18 protein-coding genes are annotated in these 22644 nt (G+C 41.0%); 8 read left to right on the top strand and 10 right to left on the bottom strand.

What is annotated here, in order from left to right; genetic code table 11:
• Nucleotides 1-6: 6 nt before the first annotated feature.
• Nucleotides 7-1551 (bottom strand): winged helix-turn-helix domain-containing protein, encoded by a 1545-nt coding sequence (locus tag HRQ85_RS04330; RefSeq protein ID WP_172378811.1) that lies wholly within the window; start codon nucleotides 1549-1551, stop codon nucleotides 7-9.
• Between the two features lie 490 nt (nucleotides 1552-2041).
• Between HRQ85_RS04330 and HRQ85_RS04325 the strand changes: the two genes are divergently transcribed.
• On the top strand, nucleotides 2042-2521 hold the full coding sequence (locus tag HRQ85_RS04325; protein ID WP_017094086.1) for a porin: 480 nt from the start codon (nucleotides 2042-2044) through the stop codon (nucleotides 2519-2521).
• A gap of 299 nt (nucleotides 2522-2820) precedes the next feature.
• Here the strand turns inward: HRQ85_RS04325 and HRQ85_RS04320 are convergent, their stop codons facing one another.
• From HRQ85_RS04320 to HRQ85_RS04290, 7 genes are all read right to left on the bottom strand, one after another.
• Nucleotides 2821-3426 carry a hypothetical protein gene (locus HRQ85_RS04320; RefSeq protein WP_048615503.1) on the bottom strand — a complete coding sequence of 202 codons (606 nt, stop codon included), beginning with the start codon at nucleotides 3424-3426 and terminating at the stop codon, nucleotides 2821-2823.
• A gap of 134 nt (nucleotides 3427-3560) precedes the next feature.
• Nucleotides 3561-4886, bottom strand: coding sequence for a patatin-like phospholipase family protein (locus tag HRQ85_RS04315; protein WP_253918843.1), 1326 nt, complete (start codon nucleotides 4884-4886; stop codon nucleotides 3561-3563).
• Between the two features lie 71 nt (nucleotides 4887-4957).
• Nucleotides 4958-6184 (bottom strand): sodium/glutamate symporter, encoded by a 1227-nt coding sequence (gene gltS, locus HRQ85_RS04310; protein ID WP_048615504.1) that lies wholly within the window; start codon nucleotides 6182-6184, stop codon nucleotides 4958-4960.
• 70 nt (nucleotides 6185-6254) lie between these two features.
• The gene (locus HRQ85_RS04305) at nucleotides 6255-7760 is read right to left on the bottom strand and encodes an efflux transporter outer membrane subunit (RefSeq protein ID WP_048615505.1); all 1506 of its coding nucleotides are present in this window, start codon (nucleotides 7758-7760) and stop codon (nucleotides 6255-6257) included.
• Between the two features lie 13 nt (nucleotides 7761-7773).
• On the bottom strand, nucleotides 7774-10848 hold the full coding sequence (locus tag HRQ85_RS04300) for an efflux RND transporter permease subunit (protein WP_172378809.1): 3075 nt from the start codon (nucleotides 10846-10848) through the stop codon (nucleotides 7774-7776).
• Between the two features lie 10 nt (nucleotides 10849-10858).
• On the bottom strand, nucleotides 10859-11944 hold the full coding sequence (locus HRQ85_RS04295; protein WP_172378808.1) for an efflux RND transporter periplasmic adaptor subunit: 1086 nt from the start codon (nucleotides 11942-11944) through the stop codon (nucleotides 10859-10861).
• A 297-nt stretch (nucleotides 11945-12241) separates the two neighbouring features.
• Nucleotides 12242-13141 (bottom strand): phospholipase A, encoded by a 900-nt coding sequence (locus HRQ85_RS04290; protein WP_086968402.1) that lies wholly within the window; start codon nucleotides 13139-13141, stop codon nucleotides 12242-12244.
• 251 nt (nucleotides 13142-13392) lie between these two features.
• Here HRQ85_RS04290 and HRQ85_RS04285 point away from each other — a divergent pair, with 251 nt between their 5' ends.
• The 3 genes from HRQ85_RS04285 to HRQ85_RS04275 all read left to right on the top strand — a co-directional run bounded on the left by HRQ85_RS04285 (nucleotide 13393) and on the right by HRQ85_RS04275 (nucleotide 16888).
• On the top strand, nucleotides 13393-13908 hold the full coding sequence (locus HRQ85_RS04285) for an outer membrane beta-barrel protein (RefSeq protein ID WP_172378807.1): 516 nt from the start codon (nucleotides 13393-13395) through the stop codon (nucleotides 13906-13908).
• A gap of 564 nt (nucleotides 13909-14472) precedes the next feature.
• Nucleotides 14473-15753, top strand: coding sequence for a sensor domain-containing diguanylate cyclase (locus tag HRQ85_RS04280; RefSeq protein ID WP_172378806.1), 1281 nt, complete (start codon nucleotides 14473-14475; stop codon nucleotides 15751-15753).
• Between the two features lie 502 nt (nucleotides 15754-16255).
• On the top strand, nucleotides 16256-16888 hold the full coding sequence (locus HRQ85_RS04275; protein ID WP_086968415.1) for a response regulator: 633 nt from the start codon (nucleotides 16256-16258) through the stop codon (nucleotides 16886-16888).
• 26 nt (nucleotides 16889-16914) lie between these two features.
• Here HRQ85_RS04275 and HRQ85_RS04270 read toward each other — a convergent pair whose 3' ends face one another.
• Complete coding sequence (locus HRQ85_RS04270; RefSeq protein WP_172378805.1) at nucleotides 16915-17808, bottom strand: LysR family transcriptional regulator; 894 nt, start codon at nucleotides 17806-17808, stop codon at nucleotides 16915-16917.
• A 236-nt stretch (nucleotides 17809-18044) separates the two neighbouring features.
• Between HRQ85_RS04270 and HRQ85_RS04265 the strand changes: the two genes are divergently transcribed.
• The 4 genes from HRQ85_RS04265 (at nucleotide 18045) to HRQ85_RS04250 (ending at nucleotide 21557) form a co-directional block, all read left to right on the top strand.
• Nucleotides 18045-18389, top strand: a complete 345-nt coding sequence (locus HRQ85_RS04265) for a hypothetical protein (RefSeq protein WP_048614891.1) — start codon at nucleotides 18045-18047, stop codon at nucleotides 18387-18389.
• On the top strand, nucleotides 18383-19606 hold the full coding sequence (locus tag HRQ85_RS04260) for an HlyD family secretion protein (protein ID WP_172378804.1): 1224 nt from the start codon (nucleotides 18383-18385) through the stop codon (nucleotides 19604-19606). Before HRQ85_RS04265 ends, HRQ85_RS04260 begins: the two co-directional genes overlap by 7 nt.
• 246 nt (nucleotides 19607-19852) lie before the next feature.
• Nucleotides 19853-20698, top strand: a complete 846-nt coding sequence (locus HRQ85_RS04255) for an EAL domain-containing protein (protein ID WP_172378803.1) — start codon at nucleotides 19853-19855, stop codon at nucleotides 20696-20698.
• Between the two features lie 103 nt (nucleotides 20699-20801).
• Entirely contained in the window at nucleotides 20802-21557 is a 756-nt protein-coding gene (locus tag HRQ85_RS04250) for a helix-turn-helix transcriptional regulator (protein ID WP_172378802.1), read from the top strand.
• 73 nt (nucleotides 21558-21630) lie between these two features.
• On the opposite strand, the gene HRQ85_RS04245 is transcribed toward HRQ85_RS04250, so the two are convergent.
• Nucleotides 21631-22569, bottom strand: a complete 939-nt coding sequence (locus HRQ85_RS04245; protein ID WP_172378801.1) for a hypothetical protein — start codon at nucleotides 22567-22569, stop codon at nucleotides 21631-21633.
• Nucleotides 22570-22644 lie beyond the last annotated feature (75 nt).

The following is a 22644-nucleotide window of genomic DNA, read 5'->3' as shown; positions in this document are numbered from 1 at the left end:
CTTTCACTATTTACCGTCAACGTCGAGTTTGACGCCCTGAAGTTGTTCAATCAGTTTGTCTAAATTACTGTCAAAGAACAACGGACCGGCTAGCGTCAATGCAATCGGTGAAGAGGTATTTTGTGTCGCTTGTAAGTACAACTCTTTGGCGCCCGTGATATGGCCACGCGCCTCTTCTGCTTTAGCCATTAACAGATAAGTCAGAGGGGTATGTTGATTGTAAGGAATCGACAACAAGATCTTTAACGCCTTATCAGGCTCACTTTGAGACAGCGCTAATATTGCGTTCGCTTCACAAACACGAGGATTGTTTCCTCGCTTAAGAATGGCAGATAAAGATGAGGAATATTGCTCATTCAACGCCTTGATTCTAGGTTGAATATTTTCCTCATCTTTAGAGAAAACCGCCAGCACTTCACTTATGTAACTCACTGAAATAGCATAAGCGTTATCTGGAGCCAGCGCTCTGGCCTCTCGAAAATGCTTAAGCGCCATATCAAAATCCACGGTGCTGTAAGAAACCCCGGTCGCAGACATCAACGCCTTGACCGATTCTTTATCCTGAGGAAAAACAGAAATATTGCGCTGTAACTCTTCTTCAGGCACATCGATATACATAGCACGCAATAGATCGTCGATCATCGCAGCAAACGTCTCATGGAAGCGAGCAAAGTTGGTGGAATAACGACGATTTAAATGCATGCCTCCCGACGCTCGGTTAACATACTTCACCAATAAACGTGTTTTCTTGCCGTCACTGCTTTTTGCCGTTGAGATATTAAACTCAATCGCGGCCAACTTCTTATGCTCATCAGACTTAACCACTCTGATATTGCTATAAAAACCAATATGTTCAATCAGCTTAATTACGATTCCATAGAGCTCTGGTTGCGCCTTAACCTCTTCCGTTACATTCAATACAACATAACGAAATTCATAATGACTTAATGAGTGAGCCGAGCTTGCTTGCGAAGGGCTTTGTTTGTTCTGAGAAAACCACATATATGATGATTGTAAAACAATGACAACCGCCAAAAACGCCAGTATGTAATACAGCTTTCTAGTTCTTGGAGAATTTTCTGATGGCTTTACATAGCCCTCTTCCCTATCTTCTCTTTTGACAAACTCTTTGGCTTCAGGCGTTGATTGGCGCTCATTAACATCAAGCTGCTCTGGTTTTTGGAGAGTTGTTTTTTGGAAATCAGGTTTTTGGAGCTCTACTTTCTCAACTTTCACTTCACCATCAAATCGGTAGCCACGCTTTGGAACGGTAACAATATAGCTGCTTGCCCTTTTACTGTGTGTTTTCAGAACTTTTCGTAGTTCAAATACCGCTTGGGTGACAACTTGGTCGGTTAATACACTGCCATTCCAAACCTCTTCAATTAACTCATCACGCGTATGAGTCAAACCCGGGTTCAAACATAAGAACTCAAGCAACTTAGTGAGGCGGTTATCAATCGTAATACACGAATCAGCAAACTGAATCTGCCCTTCGTTAGGCATAAACTGCCACTCATCGACGATAAAACTGATGTTTTTCTCAAGCATTCACGCTCACTCACTCTTTATGGCTCTTCTTATCGTCTAAACATAGCTTCAATCCAATGATTTTGCTGATAATTTCGACCTGTTGTGTGTGATTTTTCACAATTTTCGTTTCAGCCGACATCATTCAGAAGCATTTCCATAAAATTCACGGCGGTTATTGTCAAAACTCAGAGCAAGCAAAAATTAATACGAGCGCCCCTAAAATTCTCTCAACAAAAATAGAGCCTAACTAACTGTAATAATTAACTTTATATTTTCTTGATATTGAAGTTATGAAACTTTATGAACTGGTGAGCTTTACGTTATGTCAGCGAATCACAAAATCTGCATGATAGCTCCACACCGCAAGTGAGGGGCGACATGCAAACGAGAGAAAGGCATAACGTTCCCTGTAGTCACTTGCAATAAGGACATAAGAATTGATGTAGACACATCACCCGCTGAAGGATTAGGGAACATTAGTTAACCTTTATATTAAGAGCTTTAAACCATGAAACTGAACAAATTTATTCTTCCTATCGCTGCTATCTTCTTCGTAACTCAAGCAAGCGCTGACCCATACATTGGTGCTAGCTACCTATATTCTGAGTACCAAGCTGAAAGCGACAATACAGATTTCAGTGATGAGAATAGCGGCTACAGCCTTTACTTAGGCTACCAGATTAATGACCTACTATCGGTTGAAGCTGGATACGCGGATTTTGTTGATACACACAAAGACTTCGAACACATTTATTCAGATGCATGGTTAGCAAGTACAAAACTAACACTACCTATTACGATTTTTGACGTATACGGTCGTCTAGGTATCGGTCACTTCCAAAGTAACCTAGGTGATACAGACGACATTTACTACGGTGTGGGTACAGGTGTAACTCTAGGTCCTGTTCGTGTTGCACTGGAATACACAATGTACGAAGCAAAAATCGTAGACAACAGCTACGCACTAAGCGCTGAATTCCGTTTCTAATAGGGTAAGTATTAAGGCTCCCTAGCCTTCCCTACGCAATGAACACCATCAAGCCTCTGACATACCATCAGGGGCTTTTTTGTTACCTGCAGTTTAATGTACTGAAGTGTTCTATTGATCGATAATGCAGTAGAAATGACCAGAAAACGCTGCCCGAAGGGGTTGAGCTGGGCGCCCCGCAAGAAGCGTTTTACTCATTGTTGAGGTAGATTTGCTTAGGATGACTAGGCTGCCTCCCCCTCGCCGCGATTAAAACGCTTTTATCTCGAAAAAATTTAACCGCGAAAGGTCAACACGCCCTAGTAACCGCGCTTACTTTTACTTGAGAGCATAAGTTCACAGCCCAATAGCGCAACCTTGAGACCAAGTATCAATGTCACTACAGGCTCACCTCGTAACTCAAAGCCAGTAACCAACATGATCAAAGCAGCCAAAGTGAGAATATTATCCAACAATGTGAAAAGCAGAGAATCGAATTTATGATAACGGTAGGCGGTAACAATTCCCAACCATTCGTCGGCAAGAAAATATAGTATTACTGAGAAGGCTAGATACGTTAGTGTCAACTCAACATATTCAGTAATAAAAACAGCGGTAATAAGTAAATTAATAATCAAAATCGCGTAGCGTTTGAAGCCAAGTGAGTGCGTCAGTTTTTGAAGTGAACCACTCGCCATGACAATACCAAAAATCAAAAAAATAGACATTGTAGCTAGACACATTGACAAGGTCGAAACGAACCAATCTTTGTCAACAATCGGATAACACATCGTCACAAAACCAATGATTGCTGTCATCGAACCCAAAGGGATTTGAACACGAAAGTTAGTCGTCAAATCTACTGTACGCAAGTTCTTGACAGTGGCTGTTCTAAAGTGTGAGTGAGTCGCTACTTGACTATTCATATTCAATCCTTAAACACAACCAAATGTGCTGTATTGTTTATTTACAGTCAGTTTACTGAGGTTTACTCGGGTTGGGTGCTCGTAGAATTACCAGCTACGAATTAGGAAAATACTAAAAAACAGCTGATCATTTGCTAGGGTAGACTCACCAGTTGCTCTACAACGGCTTGATAGGTTTGGTTATCTTTTAATTGAGTTTGTCCTTCGTAAATGATGGCATCGACAGTATTCGCATCAATCGTTAAATCAGTAGGAACTTGGTTAAACCGTTGACGTGCAATTGGGTCTTTTGTGTAGTCGAAACCAACTTGAATAAAATGTGGGATCACTTCCACATTGCCATTAGATGCTTCACTTGCCCACTGTTCCATAGAATCAATAAATAGTGCTTTGGTTGCATCATTATATCGATGTAACTGAATATCAGTGATTGAATTTAGAGTCTGGGCGACAGTAGGAAAGTCAACACTTTGACCAATACCCAACTCTGGTTCCGTCGATGCATCTACAGAAATGACCATGATGTGGTGCTTACTCTGTCCTGAATATTCCATCTTCATATGAAAATCACCTATCTCTAACAGATCATATATCGCTAATAGTCCCAAATTATCAGTGATCCCACCATCCACTAAATGTATATAACGATTCTTATCTTTATCGTTGTATTCTCGGATATTTTGCACGGCTTTCTTAGAACGAAAAGAGAGTTCATTTAAAGAAATCTGCCCCATTGAAGTATAATCATTAGTTTCACAACCCTGGTGATTCTCTAGAACTACAGGCTCGAATAAGACAGGAACAGCAGAAGAGGCCGTTACGGCTTTGGAAATAGGGAACTGACTCACGTCAGAGCAAAGCACATTGAAATACTCTTGAATAAATGAAAAGCGAACACCCGTCGTGATATCTGACGCGTTGATTATGATATATGGGGCGGTTTTAGTATCAATATCAGAAAATGTTTTTTGGCCGAAGATCTCTTCTTCGTAATAATCATTTGCGAGATCTGTTCTTCCCAATGCAGAAAACCATCTTGAAGGGCTGAGCAATTTTGAGAGCAGATCGTCTTTAACATCACGCTTAAGAAAGCTCTCTTCATATTCGCTAAAAATTTTATCTTGGTACAAACCATAGTATGCCGCAGTGAAGCTACCACCAGATACAGAACTGATGACATCCACTTCACTGAGCAGAGAGCGAGGCTCTCCATTGACCATTATTTGAGTGTCATTAAGCTGTTTTAAAACCCCATAAGACAAGGCGGCAGCTCTAGTGCCACCGCCTGAGAATGCCAAGATCACAGAGATTTGGCTGTCTTCATGATAAGAAGAGGAAAACGCATATCCCCCCTCTTGTTTCACTTCATCTATAGCATTGGGGTTACTTGGATGATTAACCGCAGCACAACCTGACAACGAGCCAATCAACATTATCAAACGTACAGTGCGATTAATCATCACAATTCTCTCCATGTAAGAGCGTTTCTCCTCTTACTTTAGATCTTTCGGGTAATAGATTTCACGGCTAACTACATCATCTTCATGAAATAAGGAATGATCAGTGCGTTGGCTAAATCAATAAAGAACGCACACACAAGTGGAACAATTATGAAGGCTTGTGCTGAGTGACCATATTTCTGACTTACCGCCGACATATTTGCCATTGCTGTAGGAGTAGATCCCAGTGAGATACCACCAAATCCAGCACAGACAACGGCTGCATCATATGTTTTACCCATTGATGGGAATACAACAAAGATGTTGATAACAACGGCAAGCAAAAGCTGCATACCAAGAATAGCAAAGATAGGGCCAGCCAAATCAATCAAAGTCCATAACTGCATACTCATCAGTGACATAGCAAGGAAAGTACCCAATGCAATGTCTGCAATCAAACTGATAGCCGCAGAACGAGTTGGCCATTTAGTTCCTGAGATTCGAGGATATGAATCAGGGATTACATTAGTGATCACAATACCCGCGAACAAACATGATACAAAAAGAGGTAACTGCAAACCTGTCTGACTAATCACTTCATTGAGAACAACACCAACAATGATACAAATATGAATCGCTAAAACCGCATCTAAGAATTGAAATGAAGTCAGGCTTTCTTTTGCTGTTGATGTCGTATCTTGTTGATTTTCTTGCTTAGCTGACTCTGCTGGTACTAGATCATGCTTTTTGATCAAATACTTTGCGATTGGCCCACCCATCAAGCTGGCAAGAATCAATCCAAACGTTGCACTAGCAATGCCGATTTCCATCGCACTTTCTAAACCGAACTCTTCTGCGACTCTTGGTGCCCAAGCGATAGCTGTACCGTGACCACCTATTAATGAAATACTGCCACTCAATAGACCAAACACAGGTTCTAAACCAAACATAGAAGCGACAGACACCCCCACGATATTTTGCATAACCATAAAGAAGATAGTGATGGCCAACAGAACAACCAGTGGTTTCCCGCCTTTCAATAGATCTTTTAGGCTGGCGTTAATACCAATAGTAGTAAAGAAATAGACAAGCAGCACATCACGAGCCATAAGGTCAAACTGCACTTCAATAGAGGTTGTTGCATAAAGTAGAGCGAAGAGCGTTGAAACAAGAATACCGCCCGATACCGGTTCGGGGATACTGAACTCTTTTAAGAAGCCAACAACTTGATTGAGTCGACGACCAATGAAGAGAACTACAATGCCCATTGTCACTGCGAAAAATGAGCTTAGCTGTAAGATATTATTTTCAAATTCCATAACGATACCTATCGTTCAGGTTAAATTTCAACTTGAAATGCGCTCACAGGAGCGGTGAGCGCAGCTTCAATTAGTTTGTTTGTGTTGCTTCTTGCGTTTCAGTGCTTTGAGGTACTTCCCAGTTGCCACCCAGTGCCTTATGTAAGCCCACGATGACTTGTGAAGTTTGCAAGCTTGCCGCAATTTCACGATCTTTCACTAGGTTTTGTTGACGCTGAGCATCAAGTACCGTCATGTAATCAACGAGACCCGCTTTGTAAAGTGAGTTCGCCTTGTTCAAAGTGCTATCTGCTTGAACACGCGTATCGGCAACTAATGACTGTAACTCTTGGCTACTACCATAAGCATAAAGCAACGTCTCAACCTCTGTAATCGCAGTGTTTACGGATTGTTCGTAAGACAAAGCAGCTGTTTGGAATCGGCTTTCTTGAATCTCAATTAGCGCATCAGAACGCCCACCATCAAAAATGGTCCAGTTAACGCCCACACTCGCTACCCATGCTGCAGAATCACTGCTGAATAAGTCACTAAAATCGCCTGCTAGTAAACCTGGTGAACCCGTTAGGTAAAACTTAGGGTACTTGTTTGCTATTGCAGCCCCTACATCAGCGTTAATCGCTGCCATTTCACGTTCAGCAATTTGAATATCAGGGCGGTTTCTCAACACATCTGATGGCAAACCAATCGGTACTACGCCACTGAAATCAGCTAATTCGGTACTGACGGTCAGCATTTGATTCATATCTGCTGATGTTTCACCAAGCAAGATAGCTAAACGTTGTTTATGAACACTCTGAGCAATATCAAGTTGAGGCATTACAGAGCGAGTCATTGATAGCGCTGCCTTAGCTTGCGCGAGATCCAATTCAGAACCATAACCGCTCCTTACAACACTCTGCACCAGCTTGAGCGTTTGCTTTTGAGATTCAATGGTCTCTAACGCCAGTATTTTACGTTGCTCAGCTCCACGGTACTGCAGATAATTATGAATCACATCGGCAGTTATCAGCGTAGTCATGCCTTCTTTTAGGATTTGAGCTTGTTCTGCTCGAATCTCTGCAGACTCGGCTTTGTAGCCTAAGCGATTAAATACATCCGCTTCCCAAGTAATATTTGCACTGACAGTGGCAAACTCATACTGGTTATCGATGAGCGCATCTCCACCAGTTAAAGCACTCACTTGGGGACCAAGACCGCCAGGGCTGACTAAAGGTCCAGCAAGAGGGTCATTTTCACTAATTTGATAGCTCGTAGCCCCTGCTGATAGACCAATAGTTGGTACTTTAAATGACTCAATTGCTTTCTGGTAAGACTGCGCCGTTTTGATTCTTTCCGCTGCAATTTTTAACGTGATGTTTTGTTGCTGAGCTTGTTCAACTAATTGATTCAACATTGCATCATCAAATGCTAACCACCATTCTGATTGCACTACCTGGCCACTCTCGGTAACGCCTTGTACATCGCTATAGAGAAAGTCATTCCCAACCACATCTTGTGGCGCTTCATAGTTTGGGCCTACTGCACAGCCAGCAAGGATCAACGAAAGTAAAACAGGGCTTAATTTACGTAATTTCATAATGTTATCCTCGTTACTGTGCTTGGTTAGAGATGGTTGTTAAATCTACTTCGTTGTTCTGCTCAGCTTCTGATTTATAGAACAATTTATACAGAGCTGGCATTACAAAGAGTGATAAGAACGTTGCCGCAGCTAACCCGCCAATAATCGTTGCTGCCATTTGGTCGAACAGTAAGTCAGACATAAGTGGAATCATGCCAAGCATAGTGGTTAATGCACCCATTGAAATTGCCATTGTTCGGTTCATTGTTGCTTCTTTAATTGCGTCCGATAATTCAGCTCCGTTTTTGCGCTCTAGTTCAATTTGGTCAATCAATACAATGCCGTTCTTGATGATCATGCCCGACAGACAAATCAAGCCAACCAATGCCATGAAGCCAAATGCTTTATCTGCTATCAATAACATCGCGACTACACCGGTTAATGCCAAAGGCACTGTACCAAAGATAATGGCAGGCTGTTTAAAGCCGTTAAACATCGCCACCATGATGATAACCATCACTAACATCGCAGCTGGTAGGTTAGAAAGAGTATCAACAATCGCTTTATTCTCGTCGTAGTACTCACCACCCCATTTCATTGTGTAACCCACTGGAAGCTCAATCGCTTCAATCGCTTCTCGGCTATATTCACGAGCCAGTGCGACAGTCGTCCCTTCTACGCCAGCTTGAACAGTAATGGTAGGAACACGGTCACGACGCCAAATCATCGATTCTTCCATTTCTAAATCAAAACCATCAACAACTTGACCAAGTGGAACTGTGTGCATACCAAGTAGTGACTGCACAGGTATTGAATTCAAATCACCGATTGTAATGTCACGACCACGAACCTGAATTGGGATAAGTTCATCTTCAATCTTCATCTGGCTAATAGGGAAACCATCTGAAACACGTTTAAGCGTAAGTGCAATATCAGTGCGGTTAATACCGGCTCTACGTGCTTGTTCCTCATTAATAAGTGGCTTGATGACTTTACTTGGTTGACGCCAATCGTCACGAATGTATTTTGCGTTCGGGTTTTGCTCTAGTACTGCTTGAGCTTCTAAAGACAGCTCTTTCAGAACTTTAGGGTCTGGACCACTGAATCGAGCTTCGATGCTGTACTTATCTGATGTCGCTAGCTTTAGAGCTCTAAAGCGAGGTTCAGCTTGTGGGAACTCTGATTTCAGCCAAGTATCACCACGTTCAACTAGAGATTGAATAGATGCGTAATCAACAGTGTTAATCAGTATCTGGCCGTATGCTGGGTCAAAGGGTTCTGGCTCAACAGTTACAGAGAAACGAGGGGCACTTGCGCCAACATAAGTAGAGAAGTTTTTCATCTCTGGCTGTTCAAGTAACCAATCTTCAATTCTTGTCATGTCTACTGACGTTTCTTCAATTTGAGCGCCATTTGGTAGCCAGTAATCCAAGAATACGATTGCTCGGTCAGACGTTGGCATGAACACCACTCGAACTTGGGGAATAAGCGCAAGAGTAATAAGAATCAGTGGGATAACAGTAGACAAACCTTTTTTCGGATTATCGACCATCCAATTCACAGCTTTACGATAACCCGTTGCAAATTTTGATTCCTTCTGGTCACTAGTTTGAGGAGTCGCTTTTAGCCAAGTCCAGCACATAAGAACCGTAACGGAAACTGCTACTAACCAAGACAATAGCAATGAAGACATCATAATCAGTGGTACAGATTCAGAAAACTCCGAAGCATCGGTATTCGAAATCATCACCGGTAATGTACCCATAGCAGCAATGACGGTTGCAGCAAGCAAAGGTAACGCAGTTTCTTTAACGGCTTCGATACCTGCTTTAGTTCGTTCAACACCTTTATTCAACTTAACTGTAAATAGGTCAACAATAACAATGGCGTTATCGACCAGCATACCAAGCGCAAGAATGAACGTACCCAGAGATACACGTTGTAAGTCAATAGCCATGACATTCATAAAAATGAGAGTACAAAGAATAGTAATCAATAAGCTAGACCCAACAATCATGGCACTTTTCACGCCCATGAATACCCAAAGTACCGCAACAACAATCAATACACTCTCAAGCAAGTTACTTACAAAATTGTTGATTGATTTTGTTACTTCGTCTGGCTGGAATGCGATGTCTTCAATTTCAACACCAAGTGGTAAAGTCTGCTTAAATTCAGCGATAGTTTCACGCAGTTCGTCACCTAGCGAAACAACGTTTACTCCAGATACTGGGCTTACCGCTAGTGTAATTGCATTTTGACCATTGAATCGACTAATGCTTAGTGCTGGCTCTTGGTAACCCATTGTAATTTCAGCAATATCACCAAGACGGATAAGACCAGTACTCAGACCACCTACTCCACCTTTAATCATAAAGTTAGCGACATCATCAACCGATTGAAATTCACTATTTTGCTCTATGCGAATACGCTCGGTCCCTGCTTTAAAACGACCTGCATCATAGATAGCATTTTGACTATTTAATTGGCTAATCACTTGAGCCGCTGAAATATGGAACTGAGCTAAACGTTCTTCTGGCAATTCAATGTTCACTACCTGTTGCTGAACGCCATGCAACTCAATTTTCTTAATGCCCTTCACAGCTTTAAGTCGACGCTGAAGTTCTTGAGCATGATCTTTCAACTCTGCCATCGGAACGCCATCACTCGTCATCGCGAAAAGCATGCCATACACTTCAGAGAACTCATCTTGAACAACACTGATTTGTGCGGTGGCAGGTAGCTGAAGCTTACCGTCACTCACTTTACGACGAAGCAAATCCCATTCTTGCGGTAGCTGAGAAGATTGAATGTCTTCACGCAAATCAACAAATATCATTGACATGCCGGGCTTTGAAAGGGAACGCAACTCATCGAGTGACGCCATTTCTTGAAGTTTAGTTTCGACTTTATCCGTAACCTGTTCTTCAACTTCTTTCGCTGAAGCACCAGGATAAAGGGTTACAACTACAGCACTTTTTACTGTAAATGTTGGGTCTTCTAGCTTACCGAGTTTAAAGTAAGAAGCGACACCAGCAATAATGCATAGCACAGTGAAAAAGGCGACAAACGTTCTTTGTTTAATGGCAAATTCTGCAATATTCATAATCCGCCCCTTAGTCTTTATTCATAGTAAAAAGATCGCCAACCAATTGATTGGGCTTAATAAAACCAACACCTGATGAAATTACATTGTCACCTGATTTAATCGCTCCACTTACGCAGATATCGTTTCCTAGTAACAATTCAAATTTAACGGGTTTTGCCACGGCTCTCGAATCTTCAACAACGTAGACGTTGTCGTGACCTTCGTGTTGGAAAACTGTTGAATATGGAAGACAATGGATATTAGCGGCGTTCTCAAACTGCGCTTCAACGACCACCGCTTTGCCTGGTAACAGAGAAGCCTCATTTTCATCTAGTTCAAAAACAACCGTGTAAGTTTGCTTAATTGGATGAGGTGTTGTGCCAATTTCGGTCGCGACAGCGGCTAAAGTCCCTTCGAAACCACTCCAAGTCACATTAGCAGTTTGACCATAATCAAAGCGCTCAATTAGGCTTTCTGGAACGTCAATTTCTGCCTGAAGCTTAGAAGGCTTATGGATTTTGAAAACTGGAACACCGGGAAGTACTTGCTCAAATTGTTCACTATTTTGTTGACCAACCACACCATCAAACGGTGCCTTCAGTGTGGTATAACGAATTGCATCTTCTGCTTTTTGAATATTTTGTTGTACAACTTCAATAGCGGCTTTACTGCGCTCATAACCACTCTTTGCACGGTCAAGATTTACTGTGGCAATTGCATTATCCGCAATTGCTTGTTTTACACGGCGTAACTCTGAGCTTGCTAGGCGGTGAGCCGATTCTGCTTCACTTAAGCGAGCTTGCAATTCGAGTAAAGCAACTTGGTAATCATGTTGATCAAGCGTAGCTAGCTTATCCCCCTTCCTAACCATATCACCCGGAGCAACATACACATCAGTAATGGTGCCAGGAACACGGAAAGCGACATTGGCCTCATCAACAGACTCTAAGCGACCAGCGAAATATTGCTGGTAAGTCGAATCTTGAACACCAATTTCAATAACATTTACAGGGCGTGGGGATTTATCGACAACTTTCACTTCTTCTTGGCTACAACCAGTAATGGCTCCAGCAATAGCAAGTGCAACTAGGGTATTTTTTGATTGGCTTTTCATAATCATACCTTACGTATTGAGTTAACATGAGATGAAAGGTGCGCAAGCTTCTATCAGCAGTGCTATCGTTCATCGTTCGTATTTGATGGGTTAAGTTTGCGGGATAAGAGAGGAACTCGATACTCGAGGACTTACTAGTAACACCTGTGAAAATTACTAGTCAGAAGGCTAATTTTTTCTCACTAGAGCGGAAAGAGATCTCAATTAGGCAGTTAAGATTAAGCGACATGAACTAAGGTGATGATATAGTTACTAATTAATGCGAATCATCACCTATATTGAACGATAGATTACAAACTAAATAGGATCGGTAAGTGCGAGTCCGATACCGAATCGACGTTGTGAATGATTGTAATCGATAAGAGATTCACCATAACCGTCTGAGTATTGAATGTAGCCTCTCAAACGTTTCCAGATAGGGAATGTTATGCCTAGTTCAATAAACCCTTTGTGTGTCGAAAAGTTGTTTCTAGCCATTCCGAACAACTTTATATCCTCGTATTTATACGCTGCGGTTGCTTCAAAATTCCCCATGTAATCTTCAATATCTGGGTTGTCGTCCTCTTCAGCATCTTCACTAAGCCTTACCCATGGTCGAATGGCAAAAGCAGTATTGTCTTTCTCCCAAAGGGCAACCAAATACGCTCGATTCCAACTCCTCGATAACGGTTCACTTCGCCCATTGGATTGATGCTCAACCCCTACGCCCCAGCCAAAATTGTGTTCAAAGTGCGTCCACTGAGTTGGTGCCACGTAAAAGAGTTCGGGTTGGTAATTACTCTCTCGGAAAGGTGCCGATATATTGCTTGAATAAATTTGCCACCAAGATTGAGCAGTGAAGCCAAAATAAAGCGCATCGTCTGTAAGAAACAAGTCATCGTAGTTGAGAGGCACTTTGAGACTCAGCTGGATCTTGGCTTCTTGATCTTCAAAGTTTTCCTGCCAACTTGGGTTATTCGAGTAAGCACCTCGATTAATCGAATCTGTTTTCGTATAGGGGAGAATGTAGTTCATTTTATGTGGCGTTAGTACAAACGGGTTTTCTTGTGTTTCTTGTTCAAGTCGTAACCGTTCTTCAGCCATCGACAAGCCCGTCTCATCAACGTCACTGTGCTCATGAGTATTATGTGCGAGCAAAGAGAAACTCATAGGAAATAAAACGCAAAACTTAACCACACTTCTATTTATACTGTACATGTCAATCTCTCTTTATTTAATACAATGAATGGTTCACGTCGAAACAAAATATTAATCAAAGCAGCATTAAACATTAACTAGTAATAATACTAATTATTTGAAACATGAGTTCACTAGTAATTTTACTCACGTTCACTAGTAAGTTTTACAGTTATTAATAAAAATAAAATCTGTGATTATTACCTCAAGCCAAAAGGGGTAAAAACCTGGCTAAACATTTTAAAACCATTTTATATATATAGGATTTGATTATGAAAAAGTTAACGACAATCTCAGCACTTCTGCTTACTGCTCTAACAACTGCACCTTCTATCGCTTCTGATCTAGATGTGAACTGGTTTGTGGGTGCCGGTGCGGGTTATCAAAATGATGACGTAAGCGGCCTTAATGCAACCAACGGCGAAGATGCTTCTTTTGAAATTCGTGGTGGTGCGATACTTGAAGAAAACCACCGATTAATGGCTACATACGGTTACATGGACAAGCTAGAACAAAGTAAATTCTTAGCATCTTACGACTACCTATTGCCTGTTTACAACGACATTAACTTATTTGCAGGTGTATCGTTGGGTGCAGCAGACAGTGAAGTGGCAAACGAGAGTTCAACAGAATTTGTGTGGGGCGGTCAAGTTGGTGCGATGTACGAAATTAATGATAACTGGTCGACTGAAATCTCTTATCGTTATCTTGCTCAAGATTTCGAAGAAAATAACGTAGAAATCGACAATACTCAACAAGTTATGGTTTCTTTCGATTACCGATTCTAAGTCACAGCCTCCTATAGGCAGACATCAAGAGTGAGCATTACGCTCACTCTTTTTTATTTGTAGAAGATGGGCACCCCAGTGACCTTCTTGTTTAGTACCTAACCGCTCTGAGATCTTAGAAAGTTTAACGTTTAGTCATAATGGATTATTTTTTTGCTCAATAAGACAGCACCTCTCAAACGCTAAATAATCCTCAAATTATAATACCAATCGTAGTAAATAACTGTTCACCCTAGCTTGTTAAAAGGCTCGATAACTGCGTTAGAATTTTTGATTGTAGAATAACAACTTATCGAACCTACTTGTCGAAAAGATCCGCCTTGTTCTCGAGCCTTTTCCTACGCTATTTTTGATCACTTACTCATTGTGATTGGTATAAGCATGACATCACTCTTACCTACATTTCTAGGTATTCCATTCTTGTATGGGTACATACTTAACCCGTCATCGTTCACACTTGTCATTAACTATATAATCCAACACTCACCCTTGTGAATTCGATCAGAGGTTCAGGGAAGCCAAGGTAAACATGAATGTAATGAGAACATAGAGAGGAAGGCAACCATGCCCGACCAACAAATGAGCCTATGCTATGGCACAGCGATTCTAGTTGAAATGAACCTTGTAAAGATTAATAGAGGGCTTTGTCAGTTGCTAGGATATACCCCTGAGCAGTCTATCGCACTAGCTTCTCTGTCGTTGACAGATCTGTTTTCGGATTCCGATAAAGTACAAATTGAAAATGAGGTTGAACTTGCTCTTCAAGATCACTCTACGTCGCAGGCTTTAGTCCTTAACATAGCAAACCAACACCTCGGTACAATACCAGTCGCCTTGACTCTTAAGAAGGTTATATGGGGCTCCCTGACAACGGTAGAAATGACGTTCTTCGATATACATTTCACCTACTCGAAGCTTCTTGAAGCCAGAGAGCAAGACCAAATATTCCGAGATATGATTTTACAATCGGCTCAAGGAATACTTGTTCACCAGAACTTTAAACCACTCTTCGTTAATGAATCTTGGGTGAAACTACAAGGTGGCAAATCGATTGAACAAGTTCTTAAGATGAACACAATCCTGTCACTGTTACCCCCTCATACACTCCAAGATGTAAAGCAGCGATATCTAGACCTCGTCGAAAGAAAGCAGTCTAAAGCGAGTAATGTCGTTGAAAATATAGGGTTAGATGGCGTGAGTCGATACTTCAATATCTATGACAACGTTATCGATTGGCAAGGCGAGCGTGCCGTGCAGGTCGTCCTAGAGGATGTAACAGAAAAAGTCGTTCTAGAAAACAAACTCAAATACCAAGCCAATCATGATGATATGACGGGGTTACTGAATCGTAGAGCGGTTTATTCGTGGGCTGAAAACCAAATCTCACAACACACTCCATTGACCTGCCTATTGATGGACATCGACGATTTTAAACAGGTCAATGATAACTATGGGCACTCTGTCGGTGATGATGTCATTCGAGCATTGTCGAACAGTGCGAATAAGGTTATTTCAGATGTTGATGGGGTTATTGGCCGTTGGGGAGGCGAAGAGTTTATCGCTTTCGTTCCACATATGTCGATACAACAGACGCGATGTATCGCGCAAACCATATGTCAAAACTTTAGAGAAATTACGTTTCAGGACTTTCAGGGTCAAGTATTTCATGCCACCGTAAGCATCGGTATTAGTTACATGACGACAATAAATAGAGAGCAATCTTTAGATACACTTGTTCAGTGCACCGACACGTTGTTGTATACGGCCAAGGCGCAAGGTAAAAACCAGGTTTGCATTAAAAATCGTCGCCATGAACACCTACTCCCCGCGGCCCTCTTCGCATGAGAAAAGTAATGAATCCAGTAAGGGAGGGAGCTTAGATTCTAATTCACTATATGCTAAGTAGGTGTACTGAGTGTCTGTCGTGAAGGAGGACTTACTGCAATCGTCAATATAAGGCCCGATTACAACCACTTTGTAAGCCAGTCTTGGCGTTGATTGTACAGTAAACTCGCGAAACCATTTACTATCAAGTATCAGAGCATGAATGTTCTTGCAGAAATCATCTGAATTAGTATTCACACTATATAAGCGCACTTCTTTAAGTTGAAAGAGTAAACTTTCAACTGCCGTAAATAACCTATCATCACCGATAAATTGAACATTCATCTTTAAGCCTATCCTTCAGTTACAATTAATGAATTGTCATCTTTATCAAGGATTTTTCATACTCGGAAATTTACTAGTTTGCATGACTAGAGTTTCGTTTATGATGCTTTAAACGAGCGCTTGTTAGATGAATGTGATAAAGCTAAAGTAAGAGTAACGGTATACAAAGGATGTAACTATGACCCCAAAAACAGTTTTGCTTGCAGACGACCACGTGATGGTTGCTGAAGGTATAAAAAACTTGCTGGCCAAGGAGTATCAAGTGGTTGGCATAGTAGAAGATGGTAATGCATTGGTTCAAAAAGCGAAGGAGCTAAAGCCTGATATTATCGTGTCCGACATTTCAATGCCTATAATGAATGGCATCAACTCCGCCGAAAAAATCATTGCAACCAATAAAGACGTTAAAATCATTCTGCTGACTATGCACCCTGAATTGAAATATGCGATGAAAGCCCTAGATATCGGCGTGCATGGTTATTTGCTCAAGCACGCCGCCCCAGAAGAGTTACTCACCGCCATAAAAACGGTACTTCTCAACAAGACTTATATTACACCTACGCTCGCTGCAGACATCATGGATGCTTACAAGAATAATCAAGGAACGAAAGACCCGCTCGATATTCTGACTTCACGTCAAAGGCAAGTACTACAACTTCTTGCAGAAAGTCATTCAGCAAAAGAAATTGCCAATATTCTCAATGTTTCAAGCCGAACAGTTGAGTTTCATAAATACAAAATGGTTGAAATACTTAAGCTTAACAGTGCCAGTGAGCTGGTACCTTTTGCGATAAAAAACGGGTTAGTGTAGTTCATCCATTTCCCATTTTAAGTCAATCAAACTGAATAATACGAGCGCAGAGTGTTAATAAAAATCTGCTCTGGCTCCGACAGTTCTTTACTCGATTTGTAAGTGATATAGGCGTCTTCGCGGCATGAATAACTAGAGTCAAACAGTTCAACGGCCTCACCGTGTTTTACCGCTTCTTTCATCAAGACATCAACGTTCCACGAAATACCCATATCGTTCAATAGTGCCTCCCTCGCCTTAATCGCATCATCGACAATTAATGAAGGGGTAACCTTTAGATCATGATACTCACCATCAAAATAATAGCGCCATCTGCCAGCAACTTGCTTAGGTTGCTGGATATCAATACAAGGAACATGAGAACCCAAAATATCCCTTGGATGTTTTATTTCTGGATGCTCTGCCCATAATCGAGCAGACACATAATAGTTCCTTTTAGCTTGAAGAAAATGAATGACTCTATTGTGTTCCACATCCATCTTCCTTCCTTGCAATCTAATCGCATCACCTAAATTTTGTGCTTGCTCATTATTTTTCAGCGTTTTTAAATCGACAACAATATCCGGATAGCTTTTTCTAAAGAATGGTAGGAAACTATTCATTAATAAAATAGCCAACGGTTGAAGCGCCTCAATAATCACAATTTTCGAATATTTTTCTCCTTGGTTTGCGATTTTTTTCAAGGAATTCAAACTTCGTTTTACCTCCAATGCTCCATTTAAAAACTGCAAACCAATTTCTGTTAACACTACCCCACTCTTAGATCGAAAAAACAACTGAGATTTTATTTTTCCTTCAAGAGCCAGAATTCTTCGGCTTACCGTTGGTTGAGGAATATTCATTGCTTCAGCTGCATCGCTGAAGCTAGAGAAGTTGGTCACTTCCACGAAGAACAACACCTCTTTACTTTGAATTTGCATCGACTTACACCAAGTAATGATCATTGTTCATTATGCTAACGTGTAGTGATTTTAATTAACCCTCGATATTTTACTAGTTTTTACCTTTCGCCTTGAACTCAACAATAGACTCGTATTTATTCCTTAATTGACTAGCAATTTTACGAGCTGTGAATTTCGTACCATCTCTTATGATCTTATTAATCCAGATTTTTGTGTTCCCACAAATCAACATTTACATTATCGAGGAAAAGATTATGAGTTTAGTCAGCGTTCCTTTTGTCGACAGCACTAATGACATTGTGCTTCATGGTATCGCCGCCGTCGTGCTGATCGTATCGGTTTGCGCCGCAGCTATTGCATTTTGGAAACTACACGAACTTCCAATAAGTAAAGCTCACGCTAGCGAGCACCGCCAACTAGGGCTTATAACAGTGCTGACATGGGTTGGCTTTGTTTGGCACTGGGTTTGGGTGCTCGCCATCATCATCGCTTTCCTCGACGTCGAACAAGCTATCATTCGTCTTCGTGATATTTGGCATGGCGGTGCAAAACAGCCCCAATACACATTAGATGAAAGCCAAGGAGATAAATTATGTTAGAAGGTCTAGCGATTTGGGCACTGTTTATATATATCCTGCGCCTGCTTGGAGTTCCTTGGAACAAGCCGTTCAAACTATTTGCTTATATTGGTGGCGGACTTTGGTTAGGGTTTGTGTGGATCGGATTAATTAATTACACACCAATGGATTTATCTGGTGGTTCAGTTGTTCAAGCACCACACGTACAACTGAGACCGGGTAATACTCAAATTAAAGGCAAGGTCAATAAAATACACATAGAGCCAAATTCTAAAGTTAAAAAAGGTCAGCTTATATTTGAATTAGACTCAGACGTTTATCAGATTCAAGAAAGCCAAGCGGCTACAAAAAAACAAGCAGCAGAAGTCGCGTTTATGGTCGCTCAAGAAGAAATAAAACTTTCAAATACACAATTTCAAACAGGCTTAATCAACTTAGATATATCTAAAAGTAATCTTGATTCTGCGAAAGATGACTTAGCTCTGCAAACTAACACGCTCAACCGTTATGTCACGCAAAATACGAAGGTGAAATACACCATCACAGAAAGACAAATGGACGAGCAGCGTACAAAGGTGTCTTTAGCGAGAAATAATGTTCAATCTCTAACAAATGAAATTGCACGTAATCAAGTCCAAGTGACGGAATCAAAAATCTATATCGAAAAAGCGAAGCTTAACGCCATGAATGCAAAAGCAACGCTTAACTCAGCGAAAGAAGATCACGCACAAGCACTATGGAACCTAGATCAAACAAAAGTCCATGCCCCTTCGAATGGTTTTGTCACTAACTTTATTCTTCGAGAAGGTCAATACGTAGGCATACTCTCACGTATGCAAATGTATACTGATGAAAAATACGTATTAATGCGAGTCAATCATCAAGCTATTCGTAATGTGAAAGCTGGACAACTTGCTGAGTTTGCATCTCCTGTTTACCCAGGAAAAATATTCTCTGCTGAAGTTCAAGGCATAGTTGAAGCTACCGGAGAGTCAGAAGCTGGCAGCATGGGTCGTGAGTTATCCGTTTCGAAAACGACATTACAAAATGTGAAGAACAAGTATCACTTTGTACGCCTCAAACTTAACGAGCCTGAAGGTTATGACATTCCAGTAGGGGCGGTAGGACTTGCATGGATAAGCGGCGAAAAACCAAGTCACTACCTATCATTCCTTGATGCTATCCGTGGAATAATCATTCGAATGAAAGCACAGATTTACTATTTCTATTCCATCTAAAAATTCAGCCCACCAGTTAATGGTGGGCAATTTATTATCCGATAACAACACTACCCCAAATACCACCGCCCCAATCCTTCAAAGAGAAGGCCGTCAACGTAGTTTGGACTGTTCAGGCGATATATGTCGTTAGTTTAGGCTGGAGCAAACTAGTACTTATTGCTTCGGAGACTAGTAAAATTCGCAGTGTTTTGAGTGGACGCGCGCATAGATAATAGCTGAACAAACCCAAAATGAGATTGTGATATGACTTCAGACAATTTATACACAAAACAAAATCAAACTGGCACTAGTGCATTTAAGCCTGCTCATTTTTCATCAAATATGATTCAAGGTAAACAGCCACAACCTATACAAACTGACGTCCGCTTTATTGTTCAGTACAAACCTAAGTTCTGTATACGCACAAAACGCGTAGTGGGTGTTGAGCCACAAGTTTGGCTGAAAAGTGTTATCGACAACTCTACTAGACCCTGCGACCCAAGCTTACACTACACAGATCAAGTGGTAGAAAGAATGACTATGTTCTCTCTAAAACAATCTCTTCACGATTGTTCATTATGGGGCAAGATGGGACAAGAACTGGATCTGGTTGTTAATGTATCTGCAAAACAGATCTGCGAGGCTGCGTTTCCTCAGGTTGTTAGCAACCTTTTGGAACACTACCGTATACCATCAAAGAGACTCACTTTGAATGTTTTGCCCTGTCGTTCTCGTTATGAAGAGGACAAACTCGTCGCTTCACTGGCGATCTTAAACTTGTTAGGCATTAAATTGTCTTTGGGACAATTTGGAGGAGAATCCGCAAGTGTGACACTTCTAGGCATTGCCAAGTTTACAGAAGTTAAGATCGATAGTTCTATAATCGACAAAATCAGCTACTCACACAAGAGCAAAGAAATTCTTCTTACATTAATTTCTTTGGCAAAAAGGCTCAATTTAAAAGTGGTAGCTGATGGGATTAAATACAGCTATCAAAACGATTTGCTACTAAAATATGGTATTGACTATATTCAAGGCGAAAATTTTTCAAAGCAGTTAACAGCTCATGAGATATCTGATTTATTTACAAAACTAAAAATGGCTTCTTAAATGAATAGAACCTTATAATATTACTCATTATACCTACAGGCTAATAGTATTAAATGGTATGATATAAAAGATTATTACCTTTTTTTGGGGAGGAGAGAAAAACATGTCGAATCATAGGGCTTTTATAGAGAGTGAGTTTAATCACTTAATCAGCTGTAACTCTGATGATATCATGCATGAGATTCAAAAAAGTGTTAGCCGTACTGTTAAGAGGTTTGATATCGAAAGGATAAGTATATTCCCAATATCAAAGCTAAAAATAACCACTAATGAATTTATTTCCAGCTCGAAGAGTCATAATAAAAAAATCATTGCTACTATATATATGGGACTGGATCACGGTGCTATAGAAAAGTATTTAAAAGAGTTTCACAGCATTGATAAATTCAAGCATTTTAATGAAGACGAAATGCGCAACACTGAAAATAAGCTTCTAAAGATGATCCATAAAGAAGGCATGACATTTCACTACAAAATACCTATTTTGATCTTTGGTGAATTATATGGAGGTGTTGGTGTATCAACCACATCCCCCATTGATGAAACAATGATTGACGACATCCGAACCATCGGCAATATGTGGGTGCTTATACGACGCTCATCTCTTCTTGCAAATAAAAAGTCAGATAACCAAGAAGTGTTATCGCATGAACAGTCTAAGATCGAAGAGTTGACTAAAAGGCAATTACAAATTTTACGAATGGTTGGAAGTGAAAAGCCGTCAAGTATTATATCTGAAACACTACACCTGAGTATCCGAACGATCGAGTCTCATAAATACCGGATATCAAGTAAACTTGGTCTACAAAAAGAAGACAGCTTAGAAAAATTCTGCAAAAGAAACAGCATTTGGGAATGACGCTTTAATGTCTCTCTTTGAACATTTTGGTTATTCTAGCGAGGCTTATTAAACCTCGCTGTAACAGGACTCTCTATTTAAAAGGGTTCGAAATAATCGGTGCAAAAAATACTTTCACATTAAAATCTGGCGCATAAGCGACTGAATTAGCAGGGTTGCTATTAAATTCCTCTGTGCTGTTGGCATCTGGCTTCATAATATAGTACTGCGCTTCAATTCCCCAACGTACTGGGATTTGGCCTATACGCATCACACCGATGTAACCTAAACCCACAGGCACTGTGAAACGGTCTTTACCCTCTCTTTCCCAGTCAATTTGAATATTAGGTGTCATACCAATGAGCCCAACGGCATCGACTTTATAGTTCAAAAAGTATTGGATATCCGATTGGCTTGTATCAGCTCGGTCATCATCTCCCGAAAAACTCCACCAGTGCTGTGCTAGCATCCCGACATTCCAACTATCAAGGCTGGTAATATCGCCACTATCGGAACCCATTCGAGCCACTAGAGCTGCTGGACCGGCTTGCCACTTTTCTTGACCTAATGTGTCTTCAGTGGCCGTTGGTGCGATCAATGTTGGGCCTACACCCCAAATTAAACCATCGTCTCGGTTAGGCGCTACTAGAGACATCAACACGGTATCACCAAGCCCACTAGTACGATCATTCGTAAAACCCTCGATACTTCCAAAATCACTCAGGGCATCTGAGCCCGGAGAGCTATAGTAAGGCAGCACCACGCGGTTAACTAAGTTATATTCACCATCCATAATAGGCACTGGCATAACCGGTTGTAAGGATAAACGGTTACGCATCTCATGGTGCCCGTCTTCTTTCTCTAACGCAGTATAGTCATTTTGAGCAATTAGCATCCAAACATCGGACACTGGGTTGGCTGATTTTTTAGCGGCTTCTGCCATTGATAATTCTTTACCTTCTTCTGCAAACGCAGACCCCATTGCAACTCCAGCCACAATCACGCTCGATAATATCGTTTTACTCAAATTCATTGGTTATTTACCTTAATCATAATTCACACACAATGAATATTGTATTTCTAGTATCACCATTCCCCTGCAGTATCA

The organism is Vibrio sp. Vb339 (genome assembly GCF_902751245.1).
GTDB classification, from domain to species: domain Bacteria; phylum Pseudomonadota; class Gammaproteobacteria; order Enterobacterales; family Vibrionaceae; genus Vibrio; species Vibrio coralliirubri.
Note: the sequence above shows the minus strand (reverse complement) of the source record. Positions and strands in the feature narration are given on the sequence as shown.

Excerpts from the sequence above, each read along its gene's own strand:
- HRQ85_RS04285 (WP_172378807.1), top strand. The coding sequence starts at position 13,393 with ATGAAAAAGTTAACGACAATCTCAGCACTTCTGCTTACTGCTCTAACA.
- HRQ85_RS04325 (WP_017094086.1), top strand. The coding sequence starts at position 2,042 with ATGAAACTGAACAAATTTATTCTTCCTATCGCTGCTATCTTCTTCGTA.
- HRQ85_RS04320 (WP_048615503.1), bottom strand. The coding sequence starts at position 3,426 with ATGAATAGTCAAGTAGCGACTCACTCACACTTTAGAACAGCCACTGTC.
- HRQ85_RS04275 (WP_086968415.1), top strand. The coding sequence starts at position 16,256 with ATGACCCCAAAAACAGTTTTGCTTGCAGACGACCACGTGATGGTTGCT.
- HRQ85_RS04255 (WP_172378803.1), top strand. The coding sequence starts at position 19,853 with ATGACTTCAGACAATTTATACACAAAACAAAATCAAACTGGCACTAGT.
- HRQ85_RS04305 (WP_048615505.1), bottom strand. The coding sequence starts at position 7,760 with ATGAAATTACGTAAATTAAGCCCTGTTTTACTTTCGTTGATCCTTGCT.
- HRQ85_RS04295 (WP_172378808.1), bottom strand. The coding sequence starts at position 11,944 with ATGAAAAGCCAATCAAAAAATACCCTAGTTGCACTTGCTATTGCTGGA.
- HRQ85_RS04245 (WP_172378801.1), bottom strand. The coding sequence starts at position 22,569 with ATGAATTTGAGTAAAACGATATTATCGAGCGTGATTGTGGCTGGAGTT.
- HRQ85_RS04265 (WP_048614891.1), top strand. The coding sequence starts at position 18,045 with ATGAGTTTAGTCAGCGTTCCTTTTGTCGACAGCACTAATGACATTGTG.
- HRQ85_RS04280 (WP_172378806.1), top strand. The coding sequence starts at position 14,473 with ATGCCCGACCAACAAATGAGCCTATGCTATGGCACAGCGATTCTAGTT.
- HRQ85_RS04315 (WP_253918843.1), bottom strand. The coding sequence starts at position 4,886 with ATGATTAATCGCACTGTACGTTTGATAATGTTGATTGGCTCGTTGTCA.
- HRQ85_RS04250 (WP_172378802.1), top strand. The coding sequence starts at position 20,802 with ATGTCGAATCATAGGGCTTTTATAGAGAGTGAGTTTAATCACTTAATC.
- HRQ85_RS04290 (WP_086968402.1), bottom strand. The coding sequence starts at position 13,141 with ATGTACAGTATAAATAGAAGTGTGGTTAAGTTTTGCGTTTTATTTCCT.
- HRQ85_RS04300 (WP_172378809.1), bottom strand. The coding sequence starts at position 10,848 with ATGAATATTGCAGAATTTGCCATTAAACAAAGAACGTTTGTCGCCTTT.
- HRQ85_RS04330 (WP_172378811.1), bottom strand. The coding sequence starts at position 1,551 with ATGCTTGAGAAAAACATCAGTTTTATCGTCGATGAGTGGCAGTTTATG.
- gltS (WP_048615504.1), bottom strand. The coding sequence starts at position 6,184 with ATGGAATTTGAAAATAATATCTTACAGCTAAGCTCATTTTTCGCAGTG.
- HRQ85_RS04270 (WP_172378805.1), bottom strand. The coding sequence starts at position 17,808 with ATGCAAATTCAAAGTAAAGAGGTGTTGTTCTTCGTGGAAGTGACCAAC.
- HRQ85_RS04260 (WP_172378804.1), top strand. The coding sequence starts at position 18,383 with ATGTTAGAAGGTCTAGCGATTTGGGCACTGTTTATATATATCCTGCGC.